The organism is Klebsiella sp. RC2, assembly GCF_014192815.1.
Classification (GTDB): domain Bacteria; phylum Pseudomonadota; class Gammaproteobacteria; order Enterobacterales; family Enterobacteriaceae; genus Klebsiella; species Klebsiella variicola.
Genome location: NZ_JACHYL010000004.1, coordinates 340,912 through 358,555 on the forward strand (window position 1 = coordinate 340,912; position 17,644 = coordinate 358,555).

The 17,644-nt window shown below is 55.9% G+C and carries 15 protein-coding genes; 11 read left to right on the forward strand and 4 right to left on the reverse strand.

Annotated elements, in window-relative coordinates; genetic code table 11:
• Positions 1-10: 10 nt before the first annotated feature.
• Positions 11-1,711: a lysophospholipid acyltransferase family protein gene (locus FHW76_RS15240; RefSeq protein WP_183476808.1), complete on the reverse strand. Its 1,701-nt coding sequence runs from the start codon at positions 1,709-1,711 to the stop codon at positions 11-13.
• 643 nt (positions 1,712-2,354) lie between these two features.
• Between FHW76_RS15240 and FHW76_RS15245 the strand changes: the two genes are divergently transcribed.
• The 3 genes from FHW76_RS15245 to FHW76_RS15255 all read left to right on the forward strand — a co-directional run bounded on the left by FHW76_RS15245 (position 2,355) and on the right by FHW76_RS15255 (position 5,208).
• The gene (locus FHW76_RS15245) at positions 2,355-3,218 is read left to right on the forward strand and encodes a YicC/YloC family endoribonuclease (RefSeq protein WP_008806823.1); all 864 of its coding nucleotides are present in this window, start codon (positions 2,355-2,357) and stop codon (positions 3,216-3,218) included.
• A 182-nt stretch (positions 3,219-3,400) separates the two neighbouring features.
• The gene (locus FHW76_RS15250; RefSeq protein ID WP_046620713.1) at positions 3,401-4,147 is read left to right on the forward strand and encodes an isocitrate lyase/phosphoenolpyruvate mutase family protein; all 747 of its coding nucleotides are present in this window, start codon (positions 3,401-3,403) and stop codon (positions 4,145-4,147) included.
• Between the two features lie 2 nt (positions 4,148-4,149).
• Positions 4,150-5,208 carry a bifunctional transcriptional activator/DNA repair enzyme AdaA gene (locus FHW76_RS15255; protein ID WP_012967052.1) on the forward strand — a complete coding sequence of 353 codons (1,059 nt, stop codon included), beginning with the start codon at positions 4,150-4,152 and terminating at the stop codon, positions 5,206-5,208.
• 57 nt (positions 5,209-5,265) lie between these two features.
• On the opposite strand, the gene FHW76_RS15260 is transcribed toward FHW76_RS15255, so the two are convergent.
• The gene (locus tag FHW76_RS15260) at positions 5,266-6,516 is read right to left on the reverse strand and encodes a chloride channel protein (protein WP_183476810.1); all 1,251 of its coding nucleotides are present in this window, start codon (positions 6,514-6,516) and stop codon (positions 5,266-5,268) included.
• 275 nt (positions 6,517-6,791) lie between these two features.
• Between FHW76_RS15260 and FHW76_RS15265 the strand changes: the two genes are divergently transcribed.
• The gene (locus tag FHW76_RS15265) at positions 6,792-7,409 is read left to right on the forward strand and encodes a trimeric intracellular cation channel family protein (RefSeq protein ID WP_012540300.1); all 618 of its coding nucleotides are present in this window, start codon (positions 6,792-6,794) and stop codon (positions 7,407-7,409) included.
• 5 nt (positions 7,410-7,414) lie between these two features.
• Here FHW76_RS15265 and ligB read toward each other — a convergent pair whose 3' ends face one another.
• Entirely contained in the window at positions 7,415-9,091 is a 1,677-nt protein-coding gene (gene ligB, locus FHW76_RS15270) for an NAD-dependent DNA ligase LigB (protein WP_183476812.1), read from the reverse strand.
• A 257-nt stretch (positions 9,092-9,348) separates the two neighbouring features.
• On the opposite strand from ligB, the gene gmk reads away from it, so the two are divergent.
• The 7 genes from gmk to fpr all read left to right on the forward strand — a co-directional run bounded on the left by gmk (position 9,349) and on the right by fpr (position 17,180).
• Entirely contained in the window at positions 9,349-9,972 is a 624-nt protein-coding gene (gene gmk / locus FHW76_RS15275; RefSeq protein WP_002922664.1) for a guanylate kinase, read from the forward strand.
• A gap of 54 nt (positions 9,973-10,026) precedes the next feature.
• Complete coding sequence (gene rpoZ / locus FHW76_RS15280) at positions 10,027-10,302, forward strand: DNA-directed RNA polymerase subunit omega (protein WP_000135058.1); 276 nt, start codon at positions 10,027-10,029, stop codon at positions 10,300-10,302.
• An 18-nt stretch (positions 10,303-10,320) separates the two neighbouring features.
• Complete coding sequence (gene spoT / locus FHW76_RS15285) at positions 10,321-12,441, forward strand: bifunctional GTP diphosphokinase/guanosine-3',5'-bis pyrophosphate 3'-pyrophosphohydrolase (RefSeq protein ID WP_008806818.1); 2,121 nt, start codon at positions 10,321-10,323, stop codon at positions 12,439-12,441.
• A 4-nt stretch (positions 12,442-12,445) separates the two neighbouring features.
• A complete protein-coding gene (gene trmH, locus FHW76_RS15290; protein WP_044612993.1) occupies positions 12,446-13,135 on the forward strand; it encodes a tRNA (guanosine(18)-2'-O)-methyltransferase TrmH in 690 nt (229 codons plus the stop codon).
• A 5-nt stretch (positions 13,136-13,140) separates the two neighbouring features.
• Positions 13,141-15,222 carry an ATP-dependent DNA helicase RecG gene (gene recG / locus FHW76_RS15295; protein WP_008806816.1) on the forward strand — a complete coding sequence of 694 codons (2,082 nt, stop codon included), beginning with the start codon at positions 13,141-13,143 and terminating at the stop codon, positions 15,220-15,222.
• Positions 15,223-15,272: 50 nt separating this feature from the next.
• Positions 15,273-16,283: a class II fructose-bisphosphatase gene (gene glpX, locus FHW76_RS15300; RefSeq protein ID WP_022064595.1), complete on the forward strand. Its 1,011-nt coding sequence runs from the start codon at positions 15,273-15,275 to the stop codon at positions 16,281-16,283.
• A 150-nt stretch (positions 16,284-16,433) separates the two neighbouring features.
• Complete coding sequence (gene fpr, locus FHW76_RS15305) at positions 16,434-17,180, forward strand: ferredoxin--NADP(+) reductase (protein ID WP_004173895.1); 747 nt, start codon at positions 16,434-16,436, stop codon at positions 17,178-17,180.
• Here the strand turns inward: fpr and FHW76_RS15310 are convergent, their stop codons facing one another.
• A complete protein-coding gene (locus FHW76_RS15310; RefSeq protein ID WP_004173894.1) occupies positions 17,181-17,609 on the reverse strand; it encodes a DUF805 domain-containing protein in 429 nt (142 codons plus the stop codon).
• Between the last annotated feature and the right edge of the window lie 35 nt (positions 17,610-17,644).

The window sequence follows — 17,644 nt, forward strand, 5'->3', positions numbered from 1 at the left end:
TATCGTCAGTTTAATCCTTTAAATAATGCTTAAAGTATATTTCATTCAATTTATCGAGAGCACTCAGGTTTAAACCAGCGATCGAGTGAAAAGCATCATCTTTTGTGAATGCAAGAATCGACGATCCGCCTGGAGAAAACCATTTAGCGCTCTGTTTAAAAGGCCATGGTAGTTCATAACCTTTTTCTCTCAGTAAATCGTTAAGCACACGCCAGTCGTCTCTAAAATCATTTCCGGAAAATGGGCTATCACTTTGTGCACCTTCTGCAGTGAATAATTGAATTGGCGTACAAAAGTTAACCGAACTGGGAAAGTACATATTATAAAAGCTTACAATGAGTTTCTGCACCTCTTCAGGAAAAGAGCCGGGGATCGTCAACACACCTAACAAATATTTATAGTCTGGATATCTTTTTATAAAATCAAATATCCCGCGCCATAAATAATCAAGAACATTACTTTTTTGATAAGGCTTCTGGATAAATCCACGGCCGATTTCCACACACTGGCTTAAACAGGAATAGGCATTATTATGGTACTTGAATAGGCTGTTGCTATAGAGGCCTGTTATTCCATGTTGCGCTAACTGCTCACCAACGGGTATTAGACGATAGGCACCCAGTATTTCTTCATCAGAAGGATCCCATAAAATGATATGGTAATAGGTTTCATCAAAAACATCATTATCTCTGTCTTTACCGCATCCGGCGCCAATATCGCGATAACAGCGCTCGCGTAAGCGCCCCAGCTCATCAATAATGGGTGAGTCTCCGAGGGTATTGCAGCGAAATATCAATAATTTTCTACCATCATCAAATTGTCTTAATACTTCGCACTCTTCTATTGCGTTTATTAAACTCTCTCGACTACCTGTTAATTGTTGCGGAGAAACCGTATCTACCAGCGCCGGGCCATTCTCTCCGATGCTCTGGAGATGCATCAAGCATACACTTGACGCGGCAGACAGATCTTTATTAAATCGATTAAACGAAGATAAGGCTATTTGCTGCCCTACTTTGATTTTCATGGTCTTACCACGATGGCGTAGCGCTTCACGAATAATCATTATATTTGACAGTTGCCGCCAGACCGTCGCAGCTAAATAATAAGTTTTGCTGTTTGATCCCGTAATATGAACAGGTACCAGCGCCGCGTTGTTTCTCATCGCCAGCTGTAAAAAACCGGGATTCCATTGATGTTCCTGTAAACCTGAAAGAGACCAGCTAGCCAACTTACCTGCAGGACAAATAATCAACACACCACCGTTCTTCAGGTGATCGTTCATTTCCCTGAATTTCTTATGGCTCATCTTACCAGCCATATTCTCAATACCAATGGTAAGTTCTGCCACCTGTGGGAATATCATTGGCAAAATATGGTTAGCCACTATTTTTATATCTTTCCTGACCTGAGCGATAGTATGTATTAAAGCAATACCATCCATTACCGTCGGATGATTTGAAATAACAACTGTAGCACCCTGTCGGGGTATATTATTAAAGTCAGAGCATTCCGTTTCACATCGGACGTTAAAAAAATCAACGACCGAACTAACCCAATGCACACCATTTTTATCAATTAACCGTTCGTCGTTTATTAAACGAGAGAATATCTTATTGCCAAATGCGGCTCTGAAAACCCATTTTTTCCAGTGTGGAATATTGGTATCCGGGAAAAACTCTCTAATGACTCTGTCAAAGATAGCGTTCATATTAAAATCCTTTTTATAGAACTAATCTAAAACGACTATACTCGTGATCCTTCTGTCGGACAATACCGCCCAAAATGAAAACCCACTAATACAAAATTAATGAATATAGTTGAAGTGATAATATTCATGAAGACAATATAAACAATAGCAGGTTTAATATATTCGCCGTAATAAATTCAAAAAAAGCATACATAATACTTAAAGATAATAGACCATAGTATTTCCAGTGGTTATATTTGGCACGAAAGCATCACTCTGATCAGATTTTCCGCCAAGAAACTAGCTCGTATAGCATCATCTGTATTTGATGCTCACGCCAAATAACATAAAACCATTAACTACAGCAAAAAGTAATATCTCCCCGCGGTCAACAAAGCGCAGAAAAACTATTTCTTCAGTAAGCCAAAATAATTAACCACATATGACTTAACAGCATCATGGACGTAAAATTGCCAATACAAAACGTCTTATTTTTATCCACAACAGAAGCATACCGCTCGCTTAACTTAGTAATTGCATGAAATAGATTGTGGCTATGCCCCTCAAAACAATCGCCATCCAGGTATTTCATCACTATTCCTGTTAAGTCACCGCCCGCATAGCTATAATCCTTGCATTCATTATTACGAAAACAGGAACGTCTATGATCCGCAGTATGACCGCCTATGCCCGCCGTGAAATCAAGGGTGACTGGGGTAGCGCCGCATGGGAGCTGCGCTCGGTAAACCAGCGCTATCTGGAAACGTACTTCCGCCTGCCGGAGCAGTTCCGTAGTCTGGAGCCCGTGGTACGCGAGCGCATTCGCGCCCGCCTGACTCGCGGTAAAGTCGAATGCACCCTGCGTTTTGAACAAGATCCCAGCGCTCAGGGTGAACTTATCCTCAACGAAAAGCTGGCTAAACAGCTGGTCAACGCTGCCAACTGGGTGAAAATGCAGAGCGATGAAGGGGAAATCAACCCGGTTGATATCCTGCGCTGGCCGGGCGTGATGGCCGCCAAAGAGCAGGATCTCGACGCCATCGCCGCCGACATTCTGGCCGCTCTTGATGGCGCGCTGGACGACTTCATCGTCGCCCGCGAAACGGAAGGCCAGGCCCTGAAAGCGCTTATCGAGCAGCGGCTTGAAGGGGTGAGCGGCGAAGTGACCAAAGTTCGCGCCCATATGCCGGAAATCCTCCAGTGGCAGCGCGAGCGTCTGGTTGCCAAACTGGAAGACGCGGAAGTGCAGCTGGAAAATAACCGTCTTGAGCAAGAGCTGGTGCTGATGGCGCAGCGTATCGACGTTGCCGAAGAGCTGGACCGCCTCGAAGCGCACGTTAAAGAGACCTACAACATTCTGAAAAAGAAAGAGGCTGTGGGTCGCCGTCTCGACTTTATGATGCAGGAGTTCAACCGTGAGTCGAACACCCTGGCGTCAAAATCGATTAACGCCGAGGTCACCAACTCCGCGATTGAGCTGAAGGTACTGATCGAGCAAATGCGCGAACAGATACAGAATATCGAGTAACGCTTTCTCACCCATCCAGGCACTACCGTATAAAAGGCCATGATCAATCATGGCCTTTTTATTTATCTCTCCCGCCGGCTGACGATAAGAATCTACGTATAAAAATAGTCGTCCAGTTTTCGGTTGTGGCAAATGAGCCCAACGCGACACAGTCTGGGGACACACCACCGCGGGAGAAAAGAATGAACTTCAACGCGCTTCACCAGCAAAACCAACCGTTGTTGCTTGCCAACGTCTGGGATGCCAGCAGCGCTCAGGCCGCTCAGCAGGCCGGTTATCAGGCGCTGGGCTCCTCCAGCGCTGCTATCGCCGCAATGTTAGGGTATGAAGATGGCGAAGAGATGAGTTTTGACGAGCTGTTATATATCGTCTCACGCATCAAAGCTGTTAGCGAACTGCCGTTAAGCGTCGATTTAGAGGCGGGCTACAGCGCCACAACCAGCCACATCATTGACAATATCCAGCGTCTGGCGCATCTCGGCGTGAGCGGAATAAACCTCGAGGATAGTCATGTGGTGAATAATACGCGTCGTCTTGACGATGCCGTGGTCTTTGCCGCCAAAATCCAGGAAATCACCCACGCTTGTCCCGATATGTTTGTTAATGTCCGCACCGATACCTTTCTTCTCAACATACCAAATGCACTGGATGAGACGCTCTATCGCGGTCAGTTATACGCTAACCATGGCGGATGCGGTTTTTTTGTGCCTTGCGTCACCCGCGCGGAAGATATTACCGCCATTGTCCGCCACGTGCCTTTACCCTTAAACGTAATGTGTATGCCTGAGCTGGCGGACTTCAGTACCTTATCGGCACTGGGCGTAAAACGAATTTCGATGGGCAATTTTATTCATGCTGCCACACAGGCCAGACTGAAAGACTTATTATGTCAGGTGCAAGCTAACTACTCTTTCTCGGGTGTTTTTTGACCATGAAAATTACCGACAGCATCCAGTGCGATATCTGGTATCAGGCGCTGCTTGAACGCGCTGTGGAGTTTACCGGCGTCTTTTTCGTTGGCGTGAAAACCACCGGCGTATTTTGTATCTCGGTCTGTCGGGCGCGAAAACCCAGGCGGGAAAACGTCGAATTCTATAATGACGTTAAATCCGCGCTGGATGCCGGGTTCCGGCCATGCAAAGTCTGTCGCCCGACGGAGAATGCCCGGACAGCCCCCGCCTTTGTTGAGCAAGCGCTCCGCCTGCTGCGAGAAGACCCGAAGGTTCGCCTCAGTGATAGCGAACTACGTCAGCACGATATTAGCCCGGAACGCGTTCGCCGCTGGTTCCTGCAAAACCACGGGATCACCTTTCAGGCTTTTCAACGGATGCAGCGCGTTAATATGGCGCTTCAGGAGCTGAAAGCAGGCCGATCAACCACCGATGTCGCTTTCGATAGCGGCTATGAGTCCTTAAGCGGTTTCGGCTATACCTGCAAAAAATTGACCGGTTCCGCACCCAGCGCGCAACGCCAGGTTGTTTTAATTCATCGTTTTACCACCCCGTTAGGGCCAATGTTTGTTTGTGCAACGCAGCGGGGGATTTGTCTGCTGGAGTTTGTCGACAGACGAGCGCTGGAGACAGAATTCAGCGACCTGCAGCGACGGTTCGACGCCAGCATCATCGCCGGTGAAAACGCCCACACCCGGCAGGCGCAACAGGAAATAACGGAGTATTTTGCCGGGCGGCGTCAATCGTTCGAGGTGGCGCTTGATACCCCAGGCAGCGAATTCCAGCGAGCGGTCTGGCGCCATTTACAGTACGTTAGCTTCGGTGAGACGACGCATTATCAATCGATTGCGATGGATATCGGTAAACCAACGGCCACGCGCGCGGTGGCTGCAGCAAACGGCGCTAACCGCGTCGCGATTATCATCCCCTGCCATCGAATTATCGGCAAAGATGGTTCGATGACCGGTTACGGCGGCGGCGTTGCACGTAAAAAATGGCTTATTAACCATGAGGCAACCATCAGGGAAAAATGCGGCTGATTTTACTTCCCGGATGAAGGGCCCCTCCCTGTTCACTTTCACTGCGGCTCGGTAAACCTATTTTTTGTCCAGCGCCCGGCAGGTTAAAAACGCCCCTGCCGCGCACAGCAGCGCCGGAGCCAGATAGCTGTGATCCATGTGGGTGAACTCCATCACCAGCACCACCGCAGTCAGCGGCATCTGCATGGAGGCGGCGAGAAACGCGGCCGCCCCCACCAGAGCGAAGCTGCTTTTATCTCCACCAGGGAAGCCGAGCTGCCAGAGCGCGCAGAGCAACAGACTGACCAGTCCGCCTACCGCCAGCCCCGGGGTTAACAATCCACCCTCCGCGCCGCCGCGCAGCACCGCCAGGATCATCACCATCTTCAACACTAACAGGATAGCGACCATAGAGAGAGGCAGCCCGTCGCTGAGCGCCAGCTGCATTGGTCCCTTGCCGTTGCCCGGAAGTTCCGGGAAATAAAGGCTCAGGATGGCAAGAAGGGAAAACCCCAGCAGACAGAACACCGGCATCTGCCAGTCACTTCGGACGCGTGAACGCGCTGCGCTGGTCGCTTTACGAAAGAGCCAGGCGCCGGTGCCAAGAATCGGGCCCGCCAGAATCGCCCACCAGAGAAAGGAATGCGGAAGCGTGCTGGAAACAAAATGGTATTGCGATTCATCCCCTAACCCCAGGGTAGCCGTCCACGCGGCAATCGCCGAGGTCATTATCGCCGCCAGCGTTTTTTCCCAGCTAAACGACAGCAGCATGACCTCAAGGCTGAACAACGCCCCTGCCAGCGGGACGTTATAGACCGCCGCCAGACCGGCGCCCGCCCCACAGGCGATCAGCGTGCGAGTTTCATCTTCCAGCAGGCCCAGCTTACGCGCCACCATCCCCGCCCCCAGCGCGCCCATTTCCCGGGGCGCCACTTCGCGGCCAAGCGGGGAACCCAGCGCTACGGTGACGATCTGCAGCAGGGAGTGGATCGTCGTGGTGCCTGCTGGCATGGGTACGGAAGGGTTGGCCACCGACGCCGCAATGGAAACCCGCTTCTGCCCATAGCGACCAAGCAGCCACCAGCCAAATCCGGCGACCCCGCCGCCGGCCACGATTGCCGCGATGCGGCGTGGCCAGGATGACTCCGTGACGCCCTGTAAAAATGACACCGAACCGACGATCTGCCCGGCACTGTAGCCAAAAGCCAGGTGCTGTATCGCGTGTAAAATCAGTGCCAACACCATACCGGACAAACCGGCCAGAATCCCGGTTAATACCATGGCTATCAGGCGGGTCAGATTGTTTTTATTCCCGGCGGCGACGCTCATTTTCTCAGGCCTTGAAAAGGAAAAATAAAAGAATAAAGGACGAGACTTAAACATTGCGTAATCATAGTGTTTTCGATAGTGATACCCGTCGCCTCACTTAGCATTACTTTTTCTAATCAATAAAAATACCTAAAAAATCAATAAACCTTTAAATCAAGCCATCACAGATACTACTTCCATTAATTTTTCCTGGCGTAAATGATTCGCTTTAGAAAATCTCAATCGTGATCCTGCGCACAAATCGTTAACCTGCCCGCCATTATCTGGGGGGATCTATGCTGCTTCATGTTCTGTATTTAATCGGTATCACCGCGGAAGCCATGACCGGCGCGCTGGCTGCCGGGCGCCGGCGGATGGACACGTTTGGCGTCATCATTATCGCCACCGCGACCGCGCTGGGCGGGGGTTCCGTTCGCGATATCCTGCTGGGACATTATCCTCTCGGCTGGGTGAAACATCCGGAATATGTCATTATTGTCGCTGTCGCCGCCGTCCTCACCACCATTGCCGCTCCAGTGATGCCTCACCTTCGCCGGCTGTTTCTGGTGCTGGACGCGCTGGGGCTGATCGTGTTTTCCATCATCGGCGCGCAGATCGCCCTGGATATGGGCGAAGGTCCGATCATCGCCTCTATCGCCGCGGTCATCACCGGCGTTTTTGGCGGCGTACTGCGCGATATGTTCTGCAAACGCATTCCGCTGGTCTTCCAGAAAGAGCTCTATGCCGGGATCTCGTTTGCCGCAGCCGTACTCTATATTGCCCTGCAACATTACGTCAGCAGCCACGATGTGGTGGTGCTGGCTACGCTGCTGTTCGGCTTTACCGCCCGCATGCTGGCACTGCGCTGGAAACTGGGGCTACCGGTCTTCCACTACACCCATGATAGCCACTAACCGCCTCAAAATCCGGGGATGCGCTGCCCACTGAGCCATTGCGCCAGCGCCACCACATCCGGATGGTGCAGGAAGGCCACCAGCTGGCGGGCTCTGATCTCCCCCACGCCCGGCAGCACGCGCCATTGCGCTTCACTTTTTGCCGCCAGCAGATGCCAGTTCTCGCTTTCGAGCTGCGTCAGCGCCCCCTGAGGCACCGGGAGCCCCATCGCCAGCACCCAGCGGATAAAAGGCCGTTTGCGAACGAGATCAAATTGATGCCAGAGGTGCTGCCCGCGGGCGGCGGAGATCCCTGGCACCGCCTGCAGCTGCTCCACCGTAAGCGCCAGCCAGGAAAAAATATGCGTCATCGGGTTTTGCTGCTGAATGGCGCGCCATAAATTTTCCCCCACGCCATCGACATCCAGCGCGGACTTTGATGACAGCCAGATCAGCCGGGAAAGAAACTGTTCGCTGCACTCAGGGGTGGCGAAATAGCAGGTTAGCGCATTGAATTTCGCCGCCGGCGGCGTCGGTTTATGGCGCTCGGCCGTCCGCCAGACGACGGCGTCGATCCGAGGAATACCCTGCCCTGCCAGACTGATCTGCAGCTGATCGCCAACCCCAATATCCAGCGCCTGCCAGCGGGCCACAGAGCCAACATTAACCCGCTGCACGCGTTTATCATCCAGCCGCTGGGGCTCAAGCTGGGCCACGACGTTGAGCCTGCCGCTGCGGCCAGTGCTGAAATGGATCGCCCGTACCTCCATCACTTGCGAGGCCGGAGGATACTTCCAGGCCGCCAGCCACTCTCCCTTTCCGGGAGACCAGGCACGTCCCGGCGGTTCGCGCCCTTCGCGCACAATCACGCCATCGCTGACGAAGGGAAGCGGCGAGCGATACCAGCGCTGGCGCCACTCCGCCACCTGTTCGACGCGCGTCACCGGGTGGGTATATTGCCCGCTGTACTTAAACCCCGCCTGCGTCAGCAGCTGCTGTCGACGGCGCATATCCGACGGGCCGTCTGGCCAGGCCCAGATAAAAACGTCCAGTTGACTGAGCGCCGCCGCCGCGTCGGCTCGCATCATCAACCCGGCGACTTTCGCCCGCGCGTTCATCCCCCCAGCCTGCTGCTGAACATGGCCGTCCCGGCGCAGAAACAGCTCCCCCTGCAGCACGCTGTTGGCCAGTTCACCGGTCGTCACTTTCGCCAGCGCCGGGATCTGCCGCGCTCGGGCGGTCCATGCCTCACCGCGCAGACCATCGCCGCGGCTAATGGCCTGAACCAAACTCCCCTGGCGATAGACCAGGGTCACCGCCACGCCGTCCACTTTAGGCTGTATCCACAGGTCGGTTTTATTTTTCATCCAGTGGGCCACACTGATCTCATCCGCCAGCTTGCGCACGCCGGTATGGGCCACCGGATGACGCGCATCGCCGGTGGGCGGAGGCAGATCGTCATCTTCAGGCGTCGTGCCCGGAAAGCATTGTCGCCACTGCGCCAGGCGCAGGGTGAGCTGGTCGTAAACCTCATCGCTCACTTCGCTGGCGCCTTGTCGCCAGTAGTCCTCTTTCCAGGCGACAATTTGCTGATGAAGGCGTGAAATCTCCTGCCTTCCTCTGGCCGGCGGCCAGTCCGGACACGTCGCCAGCGCGCTGGCAGAGAACATCCCTAGCGCCAGCCACCACCCTCCTTTACGCATTGCAGTCCCTCCTTCATCACCTGGCGGAGAGTCTGCTGTAGAACACCGCGAGCCGCGACGGGTACTTTTTCGCCTTGCGAAGCGTCTTCCAGGATTTACGCTTCATTGCAGCAACGGCTAGCGAATTCAGGAAAACGGCAGGCAAAATGAAAGAAACAGCGGCAAAAAGTGTGACAATGACTGCGTCACGCCGCGGCGACGTGTATAATAGGCTCGTATGTAGGACCTCTTTCGATAACCACATACAAAAGACACTCATGGCTCAAGGCACGCTTTATATTGTTTCCGCCCCTAGCGGCGCGGGTAAATCCAGCCTGATTCAGGCTTTATTAAAAACCCAACCGTTGTATGACACCCAGGTATCGGTCTCCCATACCACGCGGGCGCCGCGTCCGGGTGAAGTGCACGGCGAACACTATTTCTTCGTGAATCACGACGAATTCCGCTCGATGATTGGCGAAAACGCGTTTCTGGAACATGCAGAGGTCTTTGGCAACTATTACGGCACGTCGCGTAAAGCGATCGAGCAGGTGCTGGCGACTGGCGTCGATGTCTTCCTCGATATCGACTGGCAAGGTGCGCAGCAGATCCGTAAAAGCATGCCCGGCGCACGCAGCATTTTTATTCTGCCGCCGTCAAAAGATGAACTGGACCGTCGCCTGCGCGGCCGCGGCCAGGACAGCGAAGAGGTGATCGCGAAACGGATGGCCCAGGCCGTTGCGGAAATGAGCCATTACGCGGAATATGATTACCTGATTGTGAACGATGATTTTGACACCGCCCTGAGCGACCTGAAAAATATCATCCGCGCTGAACGTCTGCGCATGAGCCGCCAAAAGCAGCGACATGGCGCTTTAATCACCAAACTATTGGCAGACTGAACCCACATTCAGTATCATGCCCAGTCATTTCTTCACCTGTGGAGCATTTTAAGTATGGCACGCGTAACTGTTCAGGACGCTGTAGAGAAAATTGGTAACCGTTTTGACCTGGTACTGGTCGCCGCGCGTCGCGCTCGTCAGATGCAGGTAGGCGGAAAGGATCCGCTGGTACCGGAAGAAAACGATAAAACCACCGTTATCGCACTGCGCGAAATCGAAGAAGGTCTGATCAACAACCAGATCCTCGACGTACGTGAGCGCCAGGAACAGCAAGAGCAGGAAGCCGCTGAATTACAAGCCGTTACCGCGATTGCTGAAGGTCGTCGTTAATCACACAGCGGGTCGCCCTTGTATCTGTTTGAAAGCCTGAATCAGCTGATTCAAAACTACCTGCCGGAAGAGCAAATCAAGCGCCTTCGGCAGGCGTATCTCGTTGCACGTGACGCTCACGAGGGTCAGACACGTTCAAGCGGTGAACCCTATATCACGCACCCGGTCGCGGTAGCCTGCATTCTGGCCGAGATGAAGCTCGACTATGAAACGCTGATGGCCGCGCTGCTGCATGATGTGATTGAAGATACCCCCGCCACCTACCAGGACATGGAACAGCTTTTTGGTAAAAGCGTTGCCGAACTGGTAGAGGGGGTGTCGAAACTTGATAAGCTCAAGTTTCGCGATAAGAAAGAGGCGCAGGCCGAAAACTTTCGCAAAATGATCATGGCGATGGTGCAGGACATCCGCGTCATCCTCATCAAGCTTGCCGACCGCACCCACAACATGCGTACTCTGGGCTCGTTACGCCCGGATAAACGCCGCCGCATCGCCCGCGAAACGCTGGAAATTTACAGCCCGCTGGCGCACCGTTTAGGTATCCATCACATCAAGACCGAGCTCGAAGAGCTGGGCTTTGAAGCGCTGTACCCTAACCGCTACCGCGTCATTAAAGAGGTGGTCAAAGCGGCGCGCGGCAACCGTAAAGAGATGATCCAAAAAATCCTCTCCGAAATCGAAGGACGGTTGCAGGAAGCGGGGATCCCCTGCCGCGTCAGCGGTCGCGAAAAGCATCTGTACTCCATCTACTGCAAAATGGTGCTTAAAGAGCAGCGTTTTCACTCGATCATGGATATCTACGCCTTCCGCGTTATCGTCCATGATGCCGATATCTGCTATCGCGTGCTCGGCCAGATGCACAGCCTCTACAAACCGCGTCCAGGTCGTTTCAAAGATTACATCGCCATTCCGAAAGCGAACGGCTATCAGTCTTTGCATACCTCGATGATCGGCCCCCACGGCGTCCCGGTCGAGGTACAAATTCGTACCGAAGACATGGACCAGATGGCGGAGATGGGGGTTGCGGCGCACTGGGCTTATAAAGAGCACGGCGGCGAAAGCAGCACCACCGCGCAAATCCGCGCTCAGCGCTGGATGCAAAGCCTGCTGGAGCTGCAGCAGAGCGCCGGCAGCTCGTTTGAATTTATCGAGAGCGTAAAATCCGATCTGTTCCCCGATGAGATTTACGTTTTCACCCCGGAAGGTCGCATTGTCGAACTGCCCGCCGGCGCCACGCCGGTGGACTTCGCCTACGCGGTGCATACCGATATCGGCCATGCCTGCGTTGGCGCGCGCGTCGATCGCCAGCCTTATCCGCTGTCGCAGCCGCTCTCCAGCGGCCAGACTGTCGAAATTATCACCGCGCCGGGCGCACGCCCGAATGCCGCCTGGTTGAACTTTGTCGTCAGCTCGAAAGCGCGCGCCAAGATCCGTCAGCTGCTGAAGAACCTCAAGCGCGACGACTCAGTCAGCCTTGGCCGTCGTCTGCTCAACCACGCGCTGGGTGGTAGCCGCAAACTCGCCGAGATCCCGCCGGAGAATATCCAGCGCGAACTCGATCGCATGAAGCTGGCCACGCTTGACGATCTGCTGGCGGAAATCGGTCTGGGCAACGCCATGAGCGTCGTGGTGGCGAAAAACCTGCAGCAGGGCGAAGCCGCTGCGGCGCCGGTACCGGCTAACGCGTCGAACCACGGCCATCTGCCGATCAAAGGCGCCGATGGCGTGTTGATCACCTTCGCCAAGTGCTGTCGCCCGATCCCAGGTGACCCGATTATCGCCCACGTCAGTCCGGGTAAAGGGCTGGTTATCCACCATGAATCCTGTCGTAACATTCGCGGCTACCAGAAAGAGCCGGAGAAATTTATGGCGGTTGAGTGGGATAAAGAGACCGCTCAGGAGTTCATCACCGAAATCAAGGTGGACATGTTTAACCACCAGGGCGCGCTGGCTAACCTGACGGCGGCGATCAACACCGCGTCTTCCAATATCCAGAGCCTGAATACGGAAGAGAAAGATGGCCGCGTATACAGCGCCTTTATCCGCCTGACCGCGCGCGACCGCGTGCATCTGGCGAATATCATGCGCAAAATCCGCGTCATGCCGGACGTGATTAAAGTCACCCGTAACCGAAACTAGCTTTATGAACTCAAAGCGCTACGAGCGTATCTGCGAAATGCTCGCCAGGCGTCAGCCTGACCTGACGGTCTGCATGGAGCAGGTCCATAAGCCTCATAACGTCTCTGCGGTCATTCGGACCGCAGATGCCGTTGGCGTACACGAAGTGCATGCCGTCTGGCCAAGCAGCCGGATGCGTACCATGGCCTCCGCCGCCGCGGGCAGCAACAGCTGGGTGCAGGTGAAAACCCACCGCACCATCGCAGATGCCGTCGGCCACCTGAAAGGCCAGGGTATGCAAATCCTCGCCACCCACCTTTCCGACAAAGCCATCGATTTTCGTGAAATCGACTATACGCGTCCAACCTGCATCCTGATGGGCCAGGAGAAAACCGGCATCACCCAGGAAGCGCTGGCGCTGGCCGATCAGGACATCATTATCCCGATGATCGGCATGGTGCAGTCGCTGAACGTCTCCGTCGCCTCGGCGCTGATCCTTTACGAGGCGCAGCGCCAGCGGCAGAACGCCGGGATGTACCAACGCGCCAACAGCATGCTGCCGCCGGAAGAGCAGCAGCGCCTGCTGTTCGAAGGCGGTTATCCGGTGCTGGCCCGCGTCGCCCGACAAAAAGATCTGCCTTACCCCCACGTCAACGAGCAGGGCGAAGTGGAAGCCGATGACGCATGGTGGGCTACCATGCAGGCAACGAGGTAAACCTGATGTCAGGCCGCCTGCTCGATGCCGTTCCGCTCAGCTCACTCACCGGAGTGGGCGCTGCGCAAAGCAGTAAACTGGCGAAGATCGGCCTGCATACGGTTCAGGACCTGCTGCTGCACCTGCCGCTGCGTTACGAAGATCGCACCCATCTTTACCCGATAGCCGAGCTGCTTCCCGGGGTTTATGCCACCGTGGAAGGCGAAGTGCTCAACAGCAATATCACCTTCGGCGGCCGGCGGATGTTGACCTGCCAGATCAGCGACGGCACCGGCATCCTCACCATGCGCTTTTTCAACTTTAACGCGGCGATGAAAAACAGCCTCGCGACTGGTCGTCGGGTGCTGGCCTACGGTGAAGCCAAACGCGGGAAGTACGGCGCCGAGATGATCCACCCGGAATACCGCGTCCAGGGCGATATGAGCACCCCGGAGCTTCAGGAAACGTTAACTCCGGTCTATCCGACCACCGAAGGCATCAAGCAGGCGACCCTGCGCAAGCTCACCGATCAGGCGCTTGAGCTCCTGGAAACCTGCGCGATTAGCGAACTCCTGCCACCGGAGCTGGCGCAGGGGATGATGAGCCTGCCGGAAGCGCTGCGTACGCTGCACCGTCCGCCTCCCTCCTTGCAACTTAGCGAGCTGGAAAGCGGCAAGCACCCGGCGCAGCAGCGTCTGATTCTGGAAGAGCTGCTGGCGCATAACCTCAGCATGCTGGCGCTGCGGGCAGGCGCCCAGCGCTATCACGCCCTGCCGCTCGGCGCCAACGATACCCTGAAAAACCAGCTGCTGGCCTCCCTGCCCTTTAAGCCCACCGGCGCGCAGGCGCGGGTTACCGCCGAGATCGAACACGATATGGCGCTGGACGTGCCGATGATGCGCCTGGTGCAGGGCGATGTTGGCTCCGGTAAAACGCTGGTCGCCGCGCTGGCCGCCGTGCGCGCTATCGCCCACGGCAAACAGGTGGCGCTGATGGCGCCCACCGAACTACTTGCCGAACAGCACGCCAATAACTTCCGCAGCTGGTTTGAACCGCTGGGCATAGAAGTCGGCTGGCTGGCGGGCAAACAGAAAGGCAAAGCCCGTCAGGCGCAGCAGGAGGCTATCGCCAGCGGCGAAGTGCAGATGATTGTCGGCACTCACGCCATCTTCCAGGAGCAGGTGCAGTTTAACGGCCTGGCGCTGGTGATTATCGACGAACAGCACCGCTTCGGCGTGCATCAGCGGCTGGCGCTGTGGGAAAAAGGTCAGCAGCAGGGGTTCCACCCGCATCAGCTGATCATGACCGCCACGCCTATCCCCCGCACCCTGGCAATGACCGCCTACGCCGATCTGGACACCTCGATTATCGACGAGCTGCCGCCGGGCCGAACCCCGGTGACCACCGTCGCCATCCCGGACACCCGGCGCAGCGATATTATCGACCGCGTACGCAACGCCTGCACCCACGAAGGGCGCCAGGCCTATTGGGTTTGTACGCTAATTGAAGAGTCCGATCTGCTGGAAGCCCAGGCGGCGGAAGCGACCTGGGAAGAGCTCAAACTGGCGCTGCCGGAACTGAATATCGGCCTCGTCCACGGGCGGATGAAACCGGCCGAGAAGCAGGCGGTAATGCAGGCCTTCAAGCAGGGCGAGATGCATCTGCTGGTGGCCACCACGGTGATTGAAGTCGGTGTTGACGTGCCTAACTCAAGCCTGATGATTATCGAAAACCCGGAACGTCTGGGTCTGGCGCAGCTGCACCAGCTCAGAGGGCGCGTCGGGCGCGGCGCGGTCGCTTCCCACTGCGTGCTACTCTATAAATCGCCGCTCTCCAAAACGGCTCAGAAACGCCTGCAGGTCCTGCGCGACAGCAACGACGGTTTCGTCATCGCCCAGAAAGACCTCGAAATCCGCGGTCCCGGCGAGCTGCTCGGCACCCGCCAGACCGGCAACGCCGAATTTAAAGTAGCGGACTTGCTGCGCGATCAGGCGATGATCCCCGACGTTCAACGCATTGCTCGCCATATTCATGAACGCTATCCGCTGCAGGCCCAGGCGCTTATCGAGCGCTGGATGCCGGAAACCGAACGCTATTCCAACGCGTAGCGCGCGCTTTTGCCGCGCTGCGGGCAATTTTTCTACACAACGAGTGGATTATGAAACGAGAACTGGCCATCGAATTTTCGCGTGTCACCGAAGCCGCCGCGCTGGCGGGCTATAAATGGCTGGGCCGCGGCGATAAGAATACAGCCGACGGCGCAGCGGTTAACGCCATGCGCATTATGCTTAACCTCGTCAATATCGACGGCACCATCGTCATCGGTGAGGGCGAAATCGATGAAGCGCCGATGCTCTATATCGGCGAAAAAGTGGGTACCGGCAAGGGCGATGCGGTAGATATCGCTGTCGATCCCATCGAAGGCACCCGCATGACGGCGATGGGCCAGGCCAACGCCCTGGCGGTGATGGCGGTCGGCGATAAGGGCTGCTTCCTCAACGCGCCGGATATGTATATGGAAAAGCTGATCGTCGGCCCGGGTGCTAAAGGCGCTATCGATCTCAATCTGCCGCTGGAAGAGAACCTGCACAATATCGCCCGCGCCCTGAAAAAACCGCTGGGCGAGCTGACCGTCACCGTGCTGGCGAAACCGCGCCACGACGCGGTCATTGCCCAGCTGCAGCAGCTGGGCGTGCGTGTATTCGCGATTCCCGATGGCGACGTCGCGGCCTCTATTCTCACCTGCATGCCGGATAGCGAAGTCGACGTACTGTACGGCATCGGCGGCGCGCCGGAAGGGGTGGTTTCCGCCGCGGTGATCCGCGCCCTCGACGGTGATATGCAGGGGCGTCTGCTGGCTCGCCACCACGTGAAGGGCGATAACGAAGAGAACCGCCGCATCGGTGAAAACGAGCTGGCGCGCTGCAAAACCATGGGCATTGAAGCAGGCAAAGTGCTGCGTCTGGATGAAATGGCGCGCAGCGATAACGTCGTCTTCTCCGCCACCGGGATCACCAAAGGCGATCTGCTGGACGGCATCACCCGCAAGGGCAACATGGCCACCACCGAGACGCTACTGATCCGCGGCAAGTCTCGCACTATCCGTCGTATTCAGTCGATTCATTACCTCGACCGTAAAGATCCGGACATCCAGCAGCACATCCTGTAATACCGCTTTTTCTCTCCCAGGCAACCGTCCGCAGGCGGTTGCCCTGTTCTTCGTTTATATTTGATCAATAGAGCTTTCTTGTGCCTTCGGGGTGGAAATCTTACTCGTCTGGACCGAAGATAAGGCATCGCTTGGCAACAGGAGAAGACGATGGCGGACTGGGTTAGCGGCAAAGTGACAAAAGTGGAGTACTGGACGGATGCCTTGTTCAGTTTATACGTGCGGGCGCCTGTTCATCCGTTTACCGCCGGGCAGTTTACCAAGCTCGGACTGGAAATCGACGGAGAACGCGTGCAACGCGCCTACTCCTACGTCAATGCCCCCGGCAATCCCGATCTCGAGTTCTATCTGGTCACCGTCCCGGAAGGCAAGCTGAGCCCGCGTCTGGCGGCGCTGAAGCCGGGCGATGAAGTCCTGGTGGTGAGTGAAGCGGCAGGTTTCTTCGTCCTCGAGGAGGTACCGGATTGCGATACCCTGTGGATGCTGGCGACCGGCACTGCCCTCGGGCCGTACCTGTCAATTTTGCAGGAAGGCAAAGATCTTGAACGCTTTAACAACCTGGTGCTGGTCCACGCCGTCCGCTACGCCGCGGACCTGAGCTATCTGCCTCTGATGCGCGAGCTTGAGCAGCGCTACGCCGGTAAATTACGCATCCAGACGGTGGTCAGCCGCGAAACCGTGGAAGGCTCGCTGACCGGCCGGGTGCCGTTCCTGATTGAAACCGGCGCGCTGGAAGAGGCGGTTGGCCTGCCGATGACCACCGACACCAGCCATGTGATGCTGTGCGGCAACCCGCAAATGGTGCGCGATACCCAACAGCTGTTAAAAGAGACCCGGCAGATGACCAAACATCTGCGTCGCCGGCCAGGCCACATGACGGCTGAGCACTACTGGTAATCAGGCGTCCGCTTTCCAGCGCACGTCCTGGGTCTCCTTGCCGAACTTATTCTCGCCCTGGGTGCCGACAAACGCCCCCAGGTCGATCAACATCATGACGATAATCAACGTCGGCACAAAGCGCCCGACGCCCCACTGCCAGACCTGCGGCAGCATCGCCCAGTTCCCCGCCAGCAGCATCCACGCCAGAATCATCAGCAGCGCCCACAATCCGGATTTGCCGCGATCGTGCAGCCGCTTGACCACCACCGCCGCCGTCGGCCACAGCAGGCAGACGATAATAAACGCCGCCGTCTGCAGGTTGAGAAGATTGCTGCCTGCCAGGGTAAACAGGGCGCTCATGGTCACCAGCCAAATGGCAATCCAGATCCAGAAATCGCGGCGGCCAATGCGCCCTTTAATTGAGAATAACCACTGCTGTAGGGTCATGCGTTTTTCCTTATCATCATCGTCTGCGTAGTTTA

What these genes read in the sequence shown, in the direction of transcription:
- FHW76_RS15255 (WP_012967052.1), top strand. Translation starts at nt 4,150, where the DNA reads ATGAAAATTACCGACAGCATCCAGTGCGATATCTGGTATCAGGCGCTG.
- rpoZ (WP_000135058.1), top strand. Translation starts at nt 10,027, where the DNA reads ATGGCACGCGTAACTGTTCAGGACGCTGTAGAGAAAATTGGTAACCGT.
- FHW76_RS15310 (WP_004173894.1), bottom strand. Translation starts at nt 17,609, where the DNA reads ATGACCCTACAGCAGTGGTTATTCTCAATTAAAGGGCGCATTGGCCGC.
- fpr (WP_004173895.1), top strand. Translation starts at nt 16,434, where the DNA reads ATGGCGGACTGGGTTAGCGGCAAAGTGACAAAAGTGGAGTACTGGACG.
- FHW76_RS15265 (WP_012540300.1), top strand. Translation starts at nt 6,792, where the DNA reads ATGCTGCTTCATGTTCTGTATTTAATCGGTATCACCGCGGAAGCCATG.
- gmk (WP_002922664.1), top strand. Translation starts at nt 9,349, where the DNA reads ATGGCTCAAGGCACGCTTTATATTGTTTCCGCCCCTAGCGGCGCGGGT.
- recG (WP_008806816.1), top strand. Translation starts at nt 13,141, where the DNA reads ATGTCAGGCCGCCTGCTCGATGCCGTTCCGCTCAGCTCACTCACCGGA.
- ligB (WP_183476812.1), bottom strand. Translation starts at nt 9,091, where the DNA reads ATGCGTAAAGGAGGGTGGTGGCTGGCGCTAGGGATGTTCTCTGCCAGC.
- FHW76_RS15260 (WP_183476810.1), bottom strand. Translation starts at nt 6,516, where the DNA reads ATGAGCGTCGCCGCCGGGAATAAAAACAATCTGACCCGCCTGATAGCC.
- FHW76_RS15245 (WP_008806823.1), top strand. Translation starts at nt 2,355, where the DNA reads ATGATCCGCAGTATGACCGCCTATGCCCGCCGTGAAATCAAGGGTGAC.
- FHW76_RS15240 (WP_183476808.1), bottom strand. Translation starts at nt 1,711, where the DNA reads ATGAACGCTATCTTTGACAGAGTCATTAGAGAGTTTTTCCCGGATACC.
- glpX (WP_022064595.1), top strand. Translation starts at nt 15,273, where the DNA reads ATGAAACGAGAACTGGCCATCGAATTTTCGCGTGTCACCGAAGCCGCC.
- FHW76_RS15250 (WP_046620713.1), top strand. Translation starts at nt 3,401, where the DNA reads ATGAACTTCAACGCGCTTCACCAGCAAAACCAACCGTTGTTGCTTGCC.
- trmH (WP_044612993.1), top strand. Translation starts at nt 12,446, where the DNA reads ATGAACTCAAAGCGCTACGAGCGTATCTGCGAAATGCTCGCCAGGCGT.